At 31.8% G+C, this 17,979-nt stretch carries 21 protein-coding genes; 13 read left to right on the top strand and 8 right to left on the bottom strand.

Annotated features, from left to right (window positions below; all coding sequences use genetic code 11):
* Positions 1 to 195: 195 nt before the first annotated feature.
* Together F0362_RS11805 and F0362_RS11810 are read right to left on the bottom strand one after the other, a co-directional pair.
* Positions 196 to 1,017 carry a class I SAM-dependent methyltransferase gene (locus F0362_RS11805; RefSeq protein WP_000237906.1) on the bottom strand — a complete coding sequence of 274 codons (822 nt, stop codon included), beginning with the start codon at positions 1,015 to 1,017 and terminating at the stop codon, positions 196 to 198.
* 33 nt (positions 1,018 to 1,050) lie between these two features.
* Positions 1,051 to 1,491 carry a MarR family winged helix-turn-helix transcriptional regulator gene (locus F0362_RS11810; RefSeq protein ID WP_000018437.1) on the bottom strand — a complete coding sequence of 147 codons (441 nt, stop codon included), beginning with the start codon at positions 1,489 to 1,491 and terminating at the stop codon, positions 1,051 to 1,053.
* A 533-nt stretch (positions 1,492 to 2,024) separates the two neighbouring features.
* On the opposite strand from F0362_RS11810, the gene F0362_RS11815 reads away from it, so the two are divergent.
* Complete coding sequence (locus F0362_RS11815; RefSeq protein WP_001065229.1) at positions 2,025 to 2,432, top strand: GNAT family N-acetyltransferase; 408 nt, start codon at positions 2,025 to 2,027, stop codon at positions 2,430 to 2,432.
* Between the two features lie 66 nt (positions 2,433 to 2,498).
* Positions 2,499 to 3,152: an MBL fold metallo-hydrolase gene (locus F0362_RS11820; protein ID WP_000401505.1), complete on the top strand. Its 654-nt coding sequence runs from the start codon at positions 2,499 to 2,501 to the stop codon at positions 3,150 to 3,152.
* A gap of 123 nt (positions 3,153 to 3,275) precedes the next feature.
* Here the strand turns inward: F0362_RS11820 and F0362_RS11825 are convergent, their stop codons facing one another.
* Positions 3,276 to 3,899: a TetR/AcrR family transcriptional regulator gene (locus tag F0362_RS11825; protein ID WP_053446411.1), complete on the bottom strand. Its 624-nt coding sequence runs from the start codon at positions 3,897 to 3,899 to the stop codon at positions 3,276 to 3,278.
* Positions 3,900 to 4,020: 121 nt separating this feature from the next.
* Here F0362_RS11825 and F0362_RS11830 point away from each other — a divergent pair, with 121 nt between their 5' ends.
* Complete coding sequence (locus tag F0362_RS11830) at positions 4,021 to 6,252, top strand: MMPL family transporter (RefSeq protein ID WP_149889769.1); 2,232 nt, start codon at positions 4,021 to 4,023, stop codon at positions 6,250 to 6,252.
* Between the two features lie 47 nt (positions 6,253 to 6,299).
* Here F0362_RS11830 and F0362_RS11835 read toward each other — a convergent pair whose 3' ends face one another.
* On the bottom strand, positions 6,300 to 6,482 hold the full coding sequence (locus F0362_RS11835; protein WP_000543745.1) for a DUF4021 domain-containing protein: 183 nt from the start codon (positions 6,480 to 6,482) through the stop codon (positions 6,300 to 6,302).
* 303 nt (positions 6,483 to 6,785) lie between these two features.
* Here F0362_RS11835 and catA point away from each other — a divergent pair, with 303 nt between their 5' ends.
* The 3 genes from catA (at position 6,786) to F0362_RS11850 (ending at position 9,268) form a co-directional block, all read left to right on the top strand.
* Positions 6,786 to 7,433 (top strand): type A chloramphenicol O-acetyltransferase, encoded by a 648-nt coding sequence (gene catA / locus F0362_RS11840; protein ID WP_149889770.1) that lies wholly within the window; start codon positions 6,786 to 6,788, stop codon positions 7,431 to 7,433.
* A 221-nt stretch (positions 7,434 to 7,654) separates the two neighbouring features.
* A complete protein-coding gene (locus tag F0362_RS11845) occupies positions 7,655 to 8,599 on the top strand; it encodes a GNAT family N-acetyltransferase (protein WP_002043377.1) in 945 nt (314 codons plus the stop codon).
* 159 nt (positions 8,600 to 8,758) lie between these two features.
* The gene (locus F0362_RS11850) at positions 8,759 to 9,268 is read left to right on the top strand and encodes a GNAT family N-acetyltransferase (RefSeq protein WP_000405100.1); all 510 of its coding nucleotides are present in this window, start codon (positions 8,759 to 8,761) and stop codon (positions 9,266 to 9,268) included.
* A gap of 42 nt (positions 9,269 to 9,310) precedes the next feature.
* On the opposite strand, the gene F0362_RS11855 is transcribed toward F0362_RS11850, so the two are convergent.
* A complete protein-coding gene (locus tag F0362_RS11855; protein WP_000842529.1) occupies positions 9,311 to 10,198 on the bottom strand; it encodes a DMT family transporter in 888 nt (295 codons plus the stop codon).
* A 138-nt stretch (positions 10,199 to 10,336) separates the two neighbouring features.
* On the opposite strand from F0362_RS11855, the gene F0362_RS11860 reads away from it, so the two are divergent.
* From F0362_RS11860 to F0362_RS11875, 4 genes are all read left to right on the top strand, one after another.
* Positions 10,337 to 10,930, top strand: a complete 594-nt coding sequence (locus F0362_RS11860; protein ID WP_306472061.1) for a helix-turn-helix domain-containing protein — start codon at positions 10,337 to 10,339, stop codon at positions 10,928 to 10,930.
* A gap of 33 nt (positions 10,931 to 10,963) precedes the next feature.
* Positions 10,964 to 11,911 carry a hypothetical protein gene (locus F0362_RS11865; RefSeq protein WP_000428913.1) on the top strand — a complete coding sequence of 316 codons (948 nt, stop codon included), beginning with the start codon at positions 10,964 to 10,966 and terminating at the stop codon, positions 11,909 to 11,911.
* Between the two features lie 169 nt (positions 11,912 to 12,080).
* A complete protein-coding gene (locus tag F0362_RS11870) occupies positions 12,081 to 12,230 on the top strand; it encodes an aspartyl-phosphate phosphatase Spo0E family protein (protein ID WP_000424361.1) in 150 nt (49 codons plus the stop codon).
* Between the two features lie 209 nt (positions 12,231 to 12,439).
* Entirely contained in the window at positions 12,440 to 13,840 is a 1,401-nt protein-coding gene (locus tag F0362_RS11875) for a protoporphyrinogen oxidase (RefSeq protein ID WP_149889771.1), read from the top strand.
* 60 nt (positions 13,841 to 13,900) lie between these two features.
* On the opposite strand, the gene F0362_RS11880 is transcribed toward F0362_RS11875, so the two are convergent.
* Positions 13,901 to 14,449, bottom strand: a complete 549-nt coding sequence (locus F0362_RS11880; protein WP_000275259.1) for a hypothetical protein — start codon at positions 14,447 to 14,449, stop codon at positions 13,901 to 13,903.
* Between the two features lie 338 nt (positions 14,450 to 14,787).
* On the opposite strand from F0362_RS11880, the gene F0362_RS11885 reads away from it, so the two are divergent.
* Positions 14,788 to 15,339 (top strand): GNAT family N-acetyltransferase, encoded by a 552-nt coding sequence (locus tag F0362_RS11885; RefSeq protein ID WP_000231763.1) that lies wholly within the window; start codon positions 14,788 to 14,790, stop codon positions 15,337 to 15,339.
* 37 nt (positions 15,340 to 15,376) lie between these two features.
* Here F0362_RS11885 and F0362_RS11890 read toward each other — a convergent pair whose 3' ends face one another.
* Both F0362_RS11890 and cspD read right to left on the bottom strand, forming a co-directional pair.
* Complete coding sequence (locus F0362_RS11890; RefSeq protein WP_000286203.1) at positions 15,377 to 15,562, bottom strand: cold-shock protein; 186 nt, start codon at positions 15,560 to 15,562, stop codon at positions 15,377 to 15,379.
* A gap of 86 nt (positions 15,563 to 15,648) precedes the next feature.
* Entirely contained in the window at positions 15,649 to 15,852 is a 204-nt protein-coding gene (gene cspD / locus F0362_RS11895; RefSeq protein WP_000176365.1) for a cold-shock protein CspD, read from the bottom strand.
* 381 nt (positions 15,853 to 16,233) lie between these two features.
* Between cspD and F0362_RS11900 the strand changes: the two genes are divergently transcribed.
* Both F0362_RS11900 and F0362_RS11905 read left to right on the top strand, forming a co-directional pair.
* Positions 16,234 to 17,130, top strand: coding sequence for a CPBP family intramembrane glutamic endopeptidase (locus F0362_RS11900; protein ID WP_149889772.1), 897 nt, complete (start codon positions 16,234 to 16,236; stop codon positions 17,128 to 17,130).
* Entirely contained in the window at positions 17,130 to 17,789 is a 660-nt protein-coding gene (locus tag F0362_RS11905) for a DEAD/DEAH box helicase family protein (protein WP_000862575.1), read from the top strand. The genes F0362_RS11900 and F0362_RS11905 overlap by 1 nt, the downstream gene beginning before the upstream one ends.
* Positions 17,790 to 17,979 lie beyond the last annotated feature (190 nt).

The following is a 17,979-nucleotide window of genomic DNA, read 5'->3' on the forward strand; positions in this document are numbered from 1 at the left end:
TTATATACAGAAGCCACTTGAGGGGTGTTAAGATGCTAAATTTCTTATTTTGGGGTAGTTGCTTTTCATAGCTATATGACTATGTATCGGTACCCCATAAGAAAAAGGCAGGAACATATCAAATATGTTCCTGCCTTTTTCTTAAGTTTAACATGTATAACCTAAATATAAATGTAATGCGGCCTTCTTTATTTATTATTTTTCAAACCGCAAATGAACAAACTTCAACATCTTTATTACGTTTACAATTCGCATCATAATACGTGTACTACCATCCCAATCTTTATTTGTAGGTATACCTTTAAAAAAAGGGGAGCAACTTAATACTTTTATGGAAGAAGACCATTTTTCTATTGATTTTGGATTGTTTACATAAAAATACATCATCGCGCCGTTATTACCAGATTTTTTTACGGTTGCATTCGAAAGGTTCAGTGCGAATTTTGATTCAGCATCAAAATATAGCTCTCCTCCAGGAAAACGTTTTGACATAGCAACTATGATCTCTTTTAAATCTTCTTCTTTAAAGTAATAAAATACACCTGCTGATATAAAAAGAATACCGTCGTTTGGATCATATCTTATATCGTCAAACCAAGAAGTATCAAAAAATGATTTAGTGATGCTAATATTCCTCGGTGTATCTTCAATTAAAGTCTTGCGAAAAGAGATTGCATCGGGTAAATCAAGGTTATACCAATGTATTGTACCGTTATCAATTCTTGAAAAAGTAGTATCTACTCCTGAACCGATATTTACTATAGTGGCGTTCGGGTGTTTTGCTATAAATTGTTTTATCGTATCATCAATTTTTCGTGCACGAGTAATGTATGTGATACATCCGTATTCGCCAAATGTATTTGCTATTGTCGAGAAGTCAAAATCGCATTCTTTAATTATTCGAATAGCCTCTGTATCATCTAAAATATCCTTATTTTTCTCGCTGCCATATGCTCGTCCCCATAGGGGAATAAGCATCGTACCTTGTACTGATTGTAAATCTAACTCTTTAACCATGAAACATCCTCCGTTTAATCATAAACAATATATTTAGTCGTTATGTAACATTTTTGAGAGCATTGTATTTGTTTTATATAGTCCGTAAGTTAAATCCCGCCTATCTTCTTCAGATAACTTTTCGAGGTTTACTGTGAAATTTTTATAAATTTGTTTCCATCTCTCATAATGTACCTTTTCAGCCTTTTCTGTCAGAGAAATTAATACAGCTCTTTTGTCTACCGTATCTTGTTTTTTTACAATATAGCCGTTTAGTTCTAAATTACGTAAAGTTACACTTAATTGTTGCTTAGGAATGTTTAAATAATTAGCAATCATCTTTGAATTTACAGGTACTTTTTGCTGGGCGAGATACTCCACTACGTGTTGTTCTAAATGTGTAAATTCAGAGGATTTTTCTGATAGAAATTTGAAAGTACCTGACATATTTAATAATAAATTCATGTATTCGTTTAATAATTCTTTATGAGACATTATTTTCGCTTCCTTTTTGGATTTAGTCATTATTTTATTACTAATTTAGCTATAAATCAAATGTTTAAACTTATTATAGTAAATTAACATTTACTAATTTGTTATTTTGAGATTATGTGGACTAAAGCAGAGGAGGAGGAGAATTGATTTTAGAAAAGGCGAATATGGCTAAAATTAAAATATTACTAAATATACGTAACTAATGAATGTAATGTCTTTTTCAGTTATTATGTTGTAAATAATTTTATGATAAAATCTTTTACATAATGAAATAAAGGGGTAGTATTCTATGGGTTATTTCTCAAATGGTTTATTAGTTTTGTTTGTTCTTATCGTCTGTAGCTGTATGATTTTTGGTTGATAATATAATAATAGATTTTTATAAAAGAAGTTAACTGAGGTGAGGTTAACTTCTTTTTATTTATGTTGAGTAGGAATTTTATTATTTTTATGGAAGTTTATTTAAATTAATTTCATATTAATAAGGGGAATTTTATAAAATACAAACAAACGAAGGAATAAGGAGTATTTACATGAATAATAGAATAAATTACACAATTAAACACCCAACAGATTTCAATGGATTATTAAGCTTATATGAATCTTTAGAATGGAATTCTCTTAATTTAACGCTGAATGAATTGGAACAAATGTGTAAACAAAGTTGGTATGTAATTTATGCTTTTGATGATAAAGAGTTAGTTGGGATGGGGCGTATTATATCAGATGGTGTAATAACAGGCGTTATTTGCGGTGTATGTGTATTGCCAAAATATCAGTCCATTGGCATTGGAAAAGAAATAGTGGAACGATTAATCCAGCACTGTGAACAAAACAAAGTTATTCCCCAACTTATGTGTGTGGAAAAATTGCAATCTTACTATGAATCTATAGGGTTTGAGGTATTCTCTGTTGGGATGACAAAACATCTTAAAAGATAGCGGCGCTTTATATTTTCAGTTTACTCGTACATATTTTCAAACTTCAGTATAAAGGAGAATTGCTGTATGGAGATTGCTAAAGGAGTAGAAATGTTACAACTTGAATTTCAAGGATTTATTATTCACCCAATTCTTTTATGGGATGATGAAATGGCAGTATTAATAGATACTGGCTTCCCTGGACAAATTGAAGATATACAAGTAGAGATGGAGAGAGTTGGCGTATCGTTTGATAAATTAAAAGCTGTGATTTTAACGCATCAGGATATAGATCATATAGGTAGTCTTCCAAAGTTGTTGCAGAATTGTGGAAGTAATATTAAAGTTTATGCGCACGAGCTAGATAAGCCATATATTGAAGGAGATTTACCTTTATTGAAAGGTGGAAATGTGGAGAATCCACCAAAAGGAAAAGTGAGTGATACTGTGATTGATGGACAAGAACTTCCGTATTGCGGTGGCATACTAATTCTCCATACGCCAGGACACACGCCGGGTCATATTAGTTTATATTTGAAACAAAGTAAAACTCTTATCGCTGGGGATTCAATGTATAGTGCAAATGGAATGTTAGGAGGAATTCATGCTCCAACTACTTTGGATGTTCAGGAAGCACAACAGTCTTTGAAGAAGTATTTAAATCTAGATATTGAATCCGTAGTTTGTTACCATGGGGGATTAAGTAAAGGGAATATAAATGCACAAATTCAAAATTTGTAAATAAAAATTTTGAATTTGTGCTAAAGAATAATCTAATTGTAAGTATATAAATAAAACACGTAATTGATAAAAGAGCATGTTTGAGAAAAATTCAAATATGCTCTTTTATTAAAGGGAATTTATTTAATACGAATGACCTAACCCGTTCCAATAAAAAGAAACGATTTCTTGTGCTAACTCATCTATATTTGCAAGAATAGGATTGTGATTTTCATCCTTAAAATTCCCAATTGATAATAAAGATACGAAAGCATGGGCAGCAAATTTAGGATTGCCTTTACTTATTTCTCCAAGTTGCATCGCGTTATGAAGTGCTGTTTCCAACACTTCATACATGTTATCTTCGGCATTTTTTAATTCTTTCAACTGCTCTTCAGATAAAGAGTGTTTTGCATCTTTCATAAAGTTCTTCATGTCAATATCCATCGTTGCGTGTAAGTATACTGTAGCGAAGTCTAACAACCTTTCTTCCAAAGTTTTATTCGTGGAAAGTATTTGATCCATATTCTCTCTTATACGTATCATCATTTGAATCATAGTAGCGGTAAATAAATCAGCTTTTGTAGAATAGTAATAGTAGACGGTTGCTTTCGTAACACCGCATTCTTTCGCGACCTCATCCATGGAAACGACTTGATAATTTTGAGTAAGAAATAATCGAGTTGCAACTTCTAAAATTATTTCTTTTGTAGATTTTGTATTTTTATTTTGACGAGGTCTTCCGAGAGGACGTTGTTTTTGTTCCAAATACATTCGCTCCTGACATTTATTATTGAGATAATTATAACATAATTTTTAATCTTTCTTGATTAATTAACTGACCAGTATATATAATTAATATTGTAGGAAAAAAGGAAGGTGGGTTTTTATGAAAAAGCACCCGTTACATATGTTAGGGAGGATTGTAGCAGGGAAGAATACGCAATGGATAACTTTATCGGTTTGGATCCTTATTACATTAGTACTTTCATTTACGTTGCCACAAGTAAATAGTACGAAAGAACCGAATCCGAAAAATTTACCTGAAACAGCTATGTCACAGCAAGCGGAAGAACTTATGAAAAAAGAGTTTCCTAATAATGCAGGAAATCCGTTGTTAGTAGTATGGCATAGAGATGGTGGATTACAGTCAAAAGACTATAAACTTATACAGGACGTTTATAAAGAGTTAAAAGCTAGCCCTTTAAAAGAACAATCAATGTTACCACCATTTGATACAATTCCAGAGCAAGTATTATCAAAAAGTGCATCAAAAGATGGTACATCATTTGTCACACCGATATTCTTTAATAAATCAGCTGGTACGGATATATTAAAGGGAAATCTTGAAGATGTAAGAACACTAGTGAATAGTAAGGTGGATGTTGATCCATTTAAACAAAAAATAACGGAATCTGGTTTACATGTTCGATTATCTGGCCCTGTAGGTATTCAAACAGATGCGGTTAGTTTATTTAGTCAAGCTGATGTGAAATTATTAGTCGCTACTGTACTATTAGTATTGGTTTTATTAATTTTACTTTACCGTTCACCAATTTTAGCAATTTTACCTTTACTTGTTGTTGGCTTTGCATACGGTATTATTAGTCCTACACTTGGTTTTTTAGCTGATCATGGGTGGATTAAAGTAGATGCCCAAGCGATATCAATCATGACCGTATTATTGTTTGGCGCGGGTACAGACTATTGTCTATTTTTAATTTCAAGATATAGAGAGTACTTGTTAGAAGAAGAAAGTAAATATAAAGCGCTGCAACTTGCGATTAAAGCATCTGGCGGGGCAATTATAATGAGTGCATTAACTGTCGTACTTGGATTAGGAACATTATTACTTGCTCATTACGGCGCCTTTCATCGATTTGCAGTACCATTTAGTGTTGCTGTATTCATAATGGGGGTTGCTGCTTTAACAATTCTTCCTGCATTTTTATTAATTTTCGGCAGAGTTGCATTCTTCCCGTTTATACCAAGAACAACTGCGATGAATGAGGAGTTTGCAAGAAAGAAACAGAAAGTAATAGAAGTTAAAAAATCAAAAGGCTCCTTTAGTAATAAACTTGGAGATATTGTCGTACGAAGACCGTGGACAATAATTATGCTAACTATGTTTGTATTAGGTGGATTAGCTTCATTCGTACCACGTATTCAATACACATATGACCTTTTAGAATCGTTTCCGAAGGATATGCCTTCACGTGAAGGGTTTACGTTAATTAGAGATCATTTTTCAGCTGGAGAACTAGCGCCAGTAAAAGTTGTTGTTAATACGAAAGGAAAAGAGCTTCCTATTAAACAAGAGATAGAGAAATTTTCTTTTGTAAATACAGTGAAAGAGCCAAAAGAGGGAAAAGAAAATAAACAAATACAAATGTATGAAGTTTCTTTAGCGGAAAATCCGTACGCAATTGAAGCGCTAGATCAAATCCCTAAATTGAAAAATAGTGTAGAAAAAGTATTAAAAGATGCGGGGATTAATGATGTTGAAGGTCAATTGTGGATTGGTGGAGAAACAGCGTCACTATATGACACAAAACAAATTACGGAACGTGATGAAGCAGTTATTATTCCAGTAATGATTAGTATTATAGCTTTACTATTACTTGTCTACTTACGATCAATTGTAGCGATGATTTATTTAATAGTAACAGTTGTTTTATCATTCTTCTCTGCATTAGGAGCAGGATGGATATTACTTCACTTTGGTATGGGAGCGCCGGCAATACAAGGGGCGATACCGCTATACGCATTCGTATTTTTAGTTGCTTTAGGTGAAGATTATAATATCTTTATGGTTTCAGAAATATGGAAAAACAGAAAGACACAAAATCACTTGGATGCAGTAAAAAATGGTGTTATACAAACAGGAAGTGTCATTACATCCGCAGGTTTAATTTTAGCAGGAACTTTTGCGGTGTTAGGTACGTTACCAATTCAAGTTTTAGTTCAATTTGGTATTGTGACCGCAATTGGAGTTTTACTTGATACGTTTATCGTAAGACCGTTACTTGTACCGGCAATTACAGTTGTTTTAGGTCGCTTTGCTTTTTGGCCAGGGAAACTTTCAAAAAAGAGTGAAGAAATACAAAAAGTGGATGCATAGTTAAAAAAGCCGAGGATATTTTCCTTGGCTTTTTTCTATGTAGTTCATTAATTTTTTGAAGTCAAATCATCAGTTACAGCGTGATCAGCATCTTCAATGGTTGTTTCGGGCATTCCGTATAAGCCGTTCATTGCTTGTTCTTCGCTAGTTAGATTTGCAGTATTATTATTGTGAATAGATGTAGTGTTTTCGATAACATTTACTTTTTTATTTTCATTTTTATCATGCATGTTTGAATCCTCCAAACGTCATTTGATTTATCCCGCATTAACGGGCAGTAAGACCTCCACCTCAAAATTCGGCAAAAACAAAGAAGGTTAGGTGGGGGATCAACTGCCCCCCACTGATTAAAGTTTCACATTATTAATAGTATGTGGATGGATTGCAAGAAATATGTGAATGGATTTTTGCAAATGTTATATAATTAAATAAAAACGTGAGTATAAATGTAAACTATAAGGAGTGAACAAGTGTGGTGAAAACAAGGAAATTAGCCTTCTAAAATAAAAATGAAATTTTAGGAGGCTAATGAAATGAAGTTTCATGTAATTGACAGAGAAAATTGGAATAGAGAGCAGTATTTTGAACATTATTTAAAATTAAAGTGTTCGTTTAGTATGACAGCGAATGTTGATATTACGATGATGCTAGAGAAAATACATCAAAAGGAAATAAAATTTTATCCGACTTGTATTTATATAATTTCTAGAATGATAAATAAACATAAAGAATTTCGAACATGTTTTAATGATGAAGGAGTTTTAGGGTATTGGGAGGAAATGATACCTAGTTATACAATCTTTCATAAAGGTGATAAATCTTTTTCAAGTATATGGACGGATTATTCTAGTGATTTCCACATTTTCTATAAAAACTATGAAGAGGATATGAAATGTTTTGCTAATGTTCATGGTCTCTTCCCGAAAGAAAATATTCCGCCAAATGTTTATCCGATTTCTGGGATACCTTGGACTAGTTTTACAGGATTTAATTTAAATATTAATAATGATGGTGATTTTCTATTACCAATTATAACTTGCGGAAAATATTTCAATGATGGAAGCAAGGTAATGCTACCTTTTTCATTGCAAGTACATCATGCGGTTTGTGATGGATATCATGCGAGTCGTTTTATAGAGGATTTACAGGAACTAGTTAATACATGTAACGAATGGCTTTAAGTAATATCAAATTTTTAATTATATAAAATTGAAAATGAATAAGCGTAAAATAAAAAGAAGAGAACATGTGTATATTACATGTTCTCTTCTTTTTATTCATTCATACTAAGTAACAGTGGAAAATATAGGTTGATTTGTAGTTTAATAGTAAAGAGAGTGATTGATTTTAATTTTCTTTATTTTATAACTATATAGATTACAAAAGTTATGAGATTGTAACAATGAAGGGGAACACAAAAATGACAATAATATCTATAGAAAAAGCTACAATTTTAGATGCTGAAAAGTTAACAGAAATAATGAAAAGAACATTTGACGAAGAAGCGAAGCGGTGGTTATGCGGCCAATATGATGTAATTGATTATAACATTCAACCGCCAGGATATTCTTCAGTTGAAATGATGAAATATTCAATTGAAGAATTGGATTCTTACAAAGTGATAATGGATGAAAAAATAATCGGGGGAATTATAGTTACGATCTCTGGTAAATCGTACGGAAGAATCGATCGTATTTTTGTAGAGCCTTTTCTTCAAGGAAAAGGAATTGGATCAAGGATTATTAAGTTAATAGAAGAAAAATTTCCGAACATAAGGATTTGGGATCTTGAAACATCTAGTAGACAAGTTAATAATCATCATTTTTATAAAAAAATGGGCTATGAAATCATTTTTAAATCTGAAGATGAGTATTGCTATGTAAAAAGAAAAAATGTAGGTGCAGGTGAAGAGAACCTAATTAAAAATAAAGATATGAAAAATGGTCAATACGAAAACTGTAATTTGGTTCATACAGAATATTATCAAGTAAATTTAAAAAATAGTGCATTTGTTGGTAGTAATATAATGCATATGAATATGAGTAATTGTAATGTAAGTCAATCAAAGTTTAGGAATATAAACTTTAGAAGGTCTTCATATGCAGATTTAAATCTTTCTAGTAGTACATTTAATTTGGTGACATTAGGTGGAGTGCAATTCAAAAATACAAGTCTTGGAGATGAGAAGGAACCTCTTTCATTTGAAAACTGTGATTTGGAAGGTAGTACAATGCATAATAGTAACCTGAAAAATATTGAAATAGTAAATTGTGATGTAACTGGTATGAAAATAAATGGTATTCCAATAGAGAATTTGCTTGAGCTATATAATAAGGTGAAAATTTAAAGTATAGGGTTATTAGGTTGTTAGGATAAGGTGTTTGGAAACTAAGTGTTATACCAAAATAATTATGTAGAAATAACATAAAGAAATACATGTGGGGAATGATTTAATATAGGTTTCTAGAATGATAATATAATTCTATTTATATGGAGGGTGAGGAATATGGAAATCAACATACGAGCAGTAGAAATACAAGATGCTAGAGCAATTCATCGTATATGTATACAGGATGAGGTTTTACCTTATATGGTTTTCTTACCTAGCATGCGTGTAGACGCTATGGAAAATAGAATTCGAAACTTAGCACCAAATCAATTTGAATTTGTTGCAGAATATGACGGGGAAGTAGTAGGGTTTATTGGCTTAACACAAAGTCCGGGACGAAGATCTCATTCAGGCGATTTATTTATTGGGGTAGACAGTGAATATCATAATAAAGGTATTGGCAAAGCACTTCTTACAAAAATGCTTGATTTAGCTGATAATTGGTTAATGTTAGAGAGAGTAGAACTTGGTGTATTAGAAACGAATCCGAAAGCAAAAGATCTATATGAAAAATTTGGGTTTGTAGTAGAAGGGGTAAAGGTAGGGAATTTAAAGGCTCACGGAAAGTTTATAAATGAAATTATGATGAGTCGTTTTAGACCTGATGGTTTAATTGTACATAATTAATATGTAAAAGCATGACAAATCAATGTCATGCTTTTTTAATTGTCATTTGCGATTCGCTAGTTTCGGTTGTAATAAAAATAATGTTAATCCAATGAAAATAATTGAAATTCCTAGTGCTTGTTGTAAAGTAATGGTTTCACTCAAAATAAAATATGCTAGAACACAAGTACCAATTGTTTCACCTAAAATACTCATTGAAATAACAGTAGCGCTCATCCATTTTAATAACCAATTGAATATCGTTTGTCCTAAAATCGTTGCAATGAAAGCTAGTCCAATAAAGGACAACCAAGTTTGTGTAGCGTAATGAATGAAAGATTGTTGCTGCATATAAGCAAATATACCGAGAAAGCATGCGCTACTTCCATAACTAATTACCGAATATGGTATAAGAGATAAATCTTTACGAATGTGTTGACTAATGAAAAAGTAAGCTGTAATAATGCCGGCCGCCATAAATGCTAAAATATCTCCGTATAAAGCGTCGCCACTAATTTGGAAATCTTGCCAACCGATGACGATACTTCCTGAAATGGCAATGAAGCAACCGATAACCGCTCCTTTCGTAAATCTCTCTTTAAATAAAAAGTAACCACCAACCATTGAAAATAAAGGTTGTAACGTTACGATAACTGTAGAACTTGCTACGGAAGTATATCGTAATGATTCAAACCATAGTACATAATGTGTAGCTAAAAATAGCCCGGATAGAAATCCGAATCCCCATTGTTTTTTCGATAATGTTTTTAGTTCGTTTCGATTCCTTTTATTAAATAGTAATAACGGTAACAGAATTACTGTAGCAAATAATAATCGATAAAAAGCAATAATTGCCGCAGGAGCATCTGCCAATTTCACAAAAATTGCTGAAGTTGATAAGGCGAATACACCGAAAAATAAGATGAAATATGAAAAAATAGATGATTTCAAAGTCTGTCCCTCCGATAGAGTGTTTATTATAATATACTTAATGCGATATAATGCACAAAGGTAAGTATATAAGTCTCGAAGACGATAGAAAAGGATTATTTGCCCTTGTTTAGTAAGTCAGCACAAAGGGAATGAAACATACATTATGATGGACGAAAGGGAGTAGTTATTTTGATTCACTATCGACTTGGACAAACTGTTTTAAGTTATCGTAAGAAAAATAATATGACAATTCGTGAGTTTGCTGAGTATGCAGGGATCAGCACGTCACTGATTAGCCAAATTGAAAGAGGACATGCTAATCCTTCTTTAAATGTATTGGAATTAATTGCGAAAGCATTAAATGTGCCGCTATTTACACTTTTTATTAATGATATTGATACAGACTCACTCATTTCTAAGAAAAAAGATCGAAAAAAAGTATATCGGGAAAATAATGATCACATTGTATATGATGTATTAACACCTGATTTTATGAAAGCACGTATTGAAATGTTAATGATGGATTTAAATAAAAAAGCAAGCACAACGGAAAGTCACTATTCACATGAAGATAAGGAAGAGATTGCGGTTGTCATGAAAGGGGAAGTTTATGTGGAATTAGAAGGAAAAGAATATTTTTTAGAAGAAGGTGATGTTGTACGTATCCCACCAAACGTGAAGCATCGATTTTTGAATAAAAGTGATGAATCGAATCACATTTTATTTGTATTAACGCCATCTTTAGGATGAATATAAAGTGAGTTTTATTATGGGGGATAGAAAATGGAAAATAAAAGTTTGTTAAAAGGCGGCCTTTCAATTATTTCTCAATGCAAAAAACAAACAAAGGATATTTGGCATGCACATTACGGGGCAGCGGCAATTGCTAGTTATTTTTTCATGAAGGATAATAATATTGAAGAAGAGATAGCTCGTAATATGCATTCTCATACAAAAATGATGCTGAACAAGAAAAACTTAGATGAAATCATCGATAGTAAAGAAGAAATTGATTTTCAAAGTGCTGAAAAAAAGATAATAAAATCATTGGAATATACAATTGATGAACTTCATTGGGTCGGGCATAACGTCATTTATGCGGCATTAAGTTTATTAGCTATGAAAGAGCTACAAAAATGGGGAAATAATCAAGCGATAGAAGGGATAACTGATCTTATATTATCATTTCAAAAAACAATTCCTGGTAGATCGTGGATTGGTTTTACGACGAAAGAAGTTAAACAATTAAGTATATATGACGAGATACAAAGTGAATTAAGAAATCCAAAACAATTATCTAAGTTTATTTTAAATGAACTATCGGAGTTTAAGGTTATTTATAGAGCAGAATCACATCATGATTTAATTGGCCATATGCTTACTTTTTCCCACGCAATTAATATAATGTATGATTTAGGACATAAAGATGTATTTCAACGAGGGATACGTCCGCTTTTAAAACTAGTATACGTACTGCGTGCTAGTAAAAAACTTATGCTGAATACTAAAATAAATCTACATTCTCCTATAGATCATTTGCCTTTAATTGAATCTAAACGTGCTCACGTATTACCAACTGAAAATCAATTTTGGCTAAAGGACTATAGTGAATTTGATTGGGATTTTGGACATGTTTTCAAATTCTCATATAGTTATTTTGATCATATAAAGAGAGCTCCGGAATATAAAGGTATAACCTTAGAACAATTCCGGTATGTTATTCATTCGTAATGAATTTTAATAATCTGTAAAAAGGGAGGATATAAGTTTCTTTTTTTGTTAGTAGCATATTGTTTTTTCAAATATGTAAGATTTTACATGTGTATTTTACTTTTACTAATTATGTAAGTAGGCTATACTAAATAACATACATTTTATGTTTGGAGAGAAGTAAATCGACATGGAACTAGTAAAATTGGAAAAGGTAATTGAAATAAAAAAAGAAGAACTTTTATATTTAGTATCGGATTATGGAATTCAACATGAAAAAGTACTGGCATTAAGTCAAGAAATAGACAAACTGATCAATTACTTTATGTTTTTAAAATAGAGAGAACTATGACGTGATTTGTAAATGTTATAGTTCTTTTTTATATATTCATTTACAATGATGGTTATGTACGGATTAAATGTATATAAATGTATTCGTATATAGTGTCAAATTTTTTACAGAATGCGCAAGCCGCTAGTCGAATGTAAGGAGTATTGGGTATAATAATAAAAGAATGATTAATTGTATCGGTTAGGAGCGCAGCACATATGAAAACAGTTGTTGTTATCGGTGGAGGTATAACGGGACTTTCTACTATGTTTTATTTAGAAAAATTAAAAAAGGATTATAATATCGATTTACATTTAATCCTTGTCGAGAAAGAAGAGTCTTTAGGTGGTAAAATCCATAGTGTTGAAGAACAGGATTTTATTATGGAATCAGGAGCGGATTCTATCGTTGCTCGCAATGAACATGTTATGCCGCTTGTAAAAGATTTAAACTTAGAAGAAGAAATGGTATATAACGAAACGGGTATTTCATACATATATTCTGATAATATTTTACACCCAATTCCTTCTGACAGTATATTTGGTATTCCGATGAGTGTCGAGTCGTTGTTTAGCAGTACGCTAGTCTCAACGAAAGGGAAAATTGTTGCTTTAAAAGATTTTATAACGAAAAATAAAGAGTTTACGAAAGATACATCACTTGCTCTATTTTTAGAAAGCTTTTTAGGAAAAGAGTTAGTGGAAAGACAAATTGCGCCGGTACTTTCAGGCGTGTATTCTGGTAAATTGAATGAGCTTACAATGGCATCAACATTACCGTATTTACTTGATTATAAAAATAAATATGGAAGTATTATGAAAGGTTTTGAAGAGAATAAAAAGCAATTTCAATCAGCAGGAAATAAAAAGTTTGTATCATTTAAAAGTGGACTATCTACGATAATTAATCGCTTAGAAGAAAAGTTAACTGAAACTGTCATAAAAAAAGGTGCTGTAACGACGGCTGTAAGTAAACGAGGAGATCAATATGAGATTTCTATTGCAAATCAGGAATCAATCCAAGCTGATTATGTTGTTTTAGCAGCTCCGCATGATATAGCACAAACTTTATTACAATCTAATGAGTTAAACGAGCATTTTAATAAATTTAAAAATTCATCACTTATTAGTATTTATTTAGGTTTTGACATTCCAGATGAACAACTACCGGCGGACGGTACAGGGTTTATCGTAACAGAAAACAGTGATTTACATTGTGATGCTTGTACATGGACAAGCCGGAAGTGGAAACATACATCGGGTACACAAAAGCTTTTAGTAAGAATGTTTTATAAGAGTACCAATCCGATATATGAAACGATCAAAAATTATAGTGAAGAAGAATTAGTACGAGTCGCTTTATATGATATTGAAAAGAGTCTTGGAATTAAAGGTGAACCAGAAGTAGTTGAAGTTACAAATTGGAAAGATTTAATGCCGAAATATCATTTAGAACATAATCAAGCGGTTCAAGCATTAAATGAAAAATTGACTGCTCTATATCCTAATGTATATTTAGCTGGCGCTTCATATTACGGTGTTGGAATTGGTGCATGTATTGGAAACGGGAAGAATACGGCCAAAGAAATAATAACTACATTAAGTGAAGAGTTAAAATAATAATATAGAATACATATGTAAAAACTGTCCATTCAGTCTACTGGAGGGACAGTTTTTTATTTATTTCACTTGAATGGAAACTTTTTTAGTTCTTCCATTATTCTCTTTTATTGTTAATGTAATATTTCCAGACTCTTTAAATGAGTATGGTGAGAGTTGATAAATTTCTTTTATGTTGTGTTTTTCTTTTAGTTTATTTGTGGATATTGATACTATACTTGCCCTCCAAAATTCTTGTTTGCCTGAAGGATAATCTATGAATATTTCTGGATTTTTAAACTGTAATGTTTCCCAAGAGGCGAAATACAGTTCAACTTCTACATCTTTTTTCGGTAAGTTCGCTGAGAAATAACCGAACTCGCCCACATTACCGAAAACGGTGTAGTTTTGGTTATGTAATTTAATATCTAAATAACTAGGTTGATATGTTGCTGCGTGATAGATTCCATATGAAAGAGAGAGTGTGGCAGCGATTAATATACCAATTGAAAATGTCTTAAAGCTATTTCCTTTAAAGTTAGTCATCATGGATGAGTTTGGTGTGAATTTTTTTGCGAATAAAAAAATAAGCAAAATGAGTAAGAGGGCTAAGCTGATGAATATATACATAGAATTTTTACACCTCCATAATAGAATGGAATATTTTCTATATTTTAACATTAATGTATGAATTAGTCTGTTGTTTTAGAATGGAAATTATTCTTATAATGAGCGAACGGATGTATCTGGAGGGATATTGGTATTATGTAAAGCGAAATAAGCAAAATATAAATTACATTATATGACCAAGGCGGTAATCAACAAGTAAGAAGGTATACTCTTACTTGTTATAGAATAAAAAGGAAAAGAGTCATTAGAAATATTTGATTAGTGGGACATTGAGGACTTGCCTAATTATGAATATTTTTTCTGCTATAATAAATTAGTAGAGAGAAAGGAGTGATCCTGTGGTATTCCCTATATTAGAAACAGAGCGCTTGCGTTTAGTTGAAATAGAACAATCTTATTGTCAAAAAATATATGAAATCTTTTCATTGGATGAAGTTACATGTTATTACGGTATGAATTCTTTTACGGAATTTGGCCAAGCTTCACGTATGATTGAATCTTTTTCGAAAAATTACTTTGAGAAAAAGGCAATACGATGGGGGATTGTGTTAAAAGAAACAAACACTTTAATTGGGACAATTGGGTTGAATAATTTACAATTATGGAGTAAACGATCTGAAATAGGGTATGATTTGCATCCGCGTTATTGGGGGCAGGGATATGCTTCGGAAGCAGCCGGGGAAATCATTCATTATGGATTTCAAGATTTAGGTTTATATAGAATTGGAGCTATTACATATCCTGAAAACGTTACTTCTTGTAAAATGCTATCTAAAATAGGTTTTCAAAAGGAAGGTTTGTTACGCGGCTATATTCATCAAGGAAATAAACAACACGATGCATTGTTATATTCTATAGTGCGAACAGATGTAGAGGAATTAAATATTTAATAAAAACCCCTCTTATTAAAAGAGGGGTTAAGTAAAATTAACCTAACTTAGGTAATAAACGTTCTCCGCTTTTCATGCTACTTTTACATAAAGGGCATTTAGGTTCTTCTTCAAATGAAAAGTTCTTTCTCATCCATCCTAAACAATCCTCTGATTCACATTCCCAAACAGGTGTTTGTTCTGGTGGTACTTCTGCTACATCGTTCTTTCGATTGCGATACATGTAACCACTCCTTTTATGTAAAAAATTTTAGTTATATATTAAAAAGGTTGTTAACCGAGCTGGTAACAACCTTTTTATTGTTTGAATTATAGCTTTACAACGTTTTTAGCTTGAGGTCCACGGTTACCGTCTTCAACTTCGAAGCTAACTTCTTGACCTTCGTCAAGAGACTTGAAGCCGTCGCCAGTGATAGCTGAGAAGTGAACGAATACGTCGTTACCGTCTGCAACTTCGATGAAACCGAAACCTTTTTCGCTGTTAAACCATTTTACTTTACCTGTTAATGTCATGGTAATGCCTCCTAAAATTTAAAAAGATTACAATATGATCGGCCTTATTTGAATGAAAATAAAAGTTCACATATTATCAAAAATCCATAAGGAGTACGAAATGGTCCTGATTGATACTTGATAATATGCAAAGAAAATATATTGTTAAATTGACCTTAATTACTATCTTACAACAAATGGTGTGAAATAGCAAGTGCTGGTAATACCAGTGAGTAATTTGGGCGATAATGGTAAAACGCACAAAGACATCTCTTTTATTTATATATTATTCCTAATCTGAATGTATTCCAAACAGAAATCATTTATATAAAAAAGTATGTTTAAAGGAAACGGTATATTTTTTAAGAATAAAGATGATTACAATAATTAGGAGGATGAATATTGCAAAATAAACAATTTAAAATAATCGAAGCAGCAAAAGAAGGAAGAAGGAAAGTTCACCCTGTCTTTGCTGTTATACTTGCAATTGTATTTTTAACTTTAGGTGAATTGTTTATGTTATTTATGCTGTTTTTACCGAAAACAGAAACAACTTTTATGAAGGAAATTTATAGCAATATTGAGATGATATTAACGTTTGGCGGGGCTATATTTTTTGTGTTTTTATGGATTAAATTTGTAGAGAAAAGGTCGTTTTCATCTATTGGTTTTTGGAATGAGCAATGGATGAGAAAGTATTTGAGAGGGGCACTAATAGGGTGTATTTTCATTTCGATACCAGTAATTTTACTCATATTAACAGGAAATGTAAAACTACAAATGCAAGAAATTACGATGACAGTTATATTTGGTATTGTAGGATCTTTAGTCGCATTTTTAATACAAGGGGCCACTGAAGAAATTGTTGTAAGAGGTTGGTTATTCCCAGTTCTTTCTGTTAGAAGCCGTATATGGATTGGAATTGTTGTGACGTCCTTTTTATTTGGTTTTCTTCATTTGCTTAATCCAGGAATTACAATTCTTTCAATATCGAATATAATATTAGTTGGCGTATTTGCAGCTTTTTACGTTTTAAAGGACAGTAGTCTTTGGGGGATTTGTGCATGGCATTCCATTTGGAATTGGGCACAATATAACGTTTATGGCTTTGCCGTTAGTGGAATGACGATATATTCAACACCACTATTTAAACCTGTAAAAAATGGAAATGAAGTCCTTCATGGAGGCTCATTTGGGATTGAAGGTAGTATTATTACAACAATAATGCTTTCTATCGCTTCAATTGTTTTATGGAGACAGTTATGGGGGAGAAGAGCGAAACAACGAGATTTTAGTTAATGAAAGTGGGAGAAACTATGGGGATTATAGCGTTTGAGGGAGCGAGTGCTGTTGGGAAAAGTACAACATGCCGTGAACTAGAAAACAATTATGGAGCCTTCATTATACCTGAAGTGAATTTTTTATTTGAAAGACCAAAAAATGAACATAGAACATGGTATTTTGAAAAACAAGTAGAGCGCTGGAATATGGCAGTGCAAAAATCGCAGCAATATGAATTAGTAATACTTGATGGGGATATATATCAGCCACTTAGTTATAATTGGTGTTTTCATTTTGATATATTTAATCAGCCTTTATCTTTAATAGAAAACTTTTATAAAGAAAAGATGATAAATAGGGAAATTGGTTTTCCAGATCAATATTTTTATTTGTACACGAATGATGAAGAACCTAGAAAACGAAAAGAATTTGATGAGACGAGAAGCAGAAGAAACTTTGAAAAACATTTACATATATCAAAATCGTTGCAGTGTTATTATGAAAATTTAAATACCGTCACAGACGGGTACTGTAAATTGATTGAAGCAAAAAGTATAAAGTCGAATGAATTAGAAATTGTGAAAAGTTTAAACAGCTTAAACGTATGTGAAGATAGACGTTTTGATGTTTCGAGGTTAGATGCTATTACGGAGTGGTTAAAAGAAAATCGTGCATAAAGTAAAAACAACGAGTGTTGTAGAAGGCGCTCGTTGTTTTTTGTTTCCATATAAATATAAAGGGAAATTTTGTAGAATATTTTTGGATTTTGACGGAATAATCTTTCAATTTTACAAAAAAAGAAATACAATATAAGGAAATATATATAAATAATATGGTAGGGGATGGGATGAACTATTTTGAATGAAG

This window comes from Bacillus sp. BS98, from assembly GCF_008432245.1.
Classification (GTDB): Bacteria; Bacillota; Bacilli; order Bacillales; family Bacillaceae_G; genus Bacillus_A; species Bacillus_A toyonensis.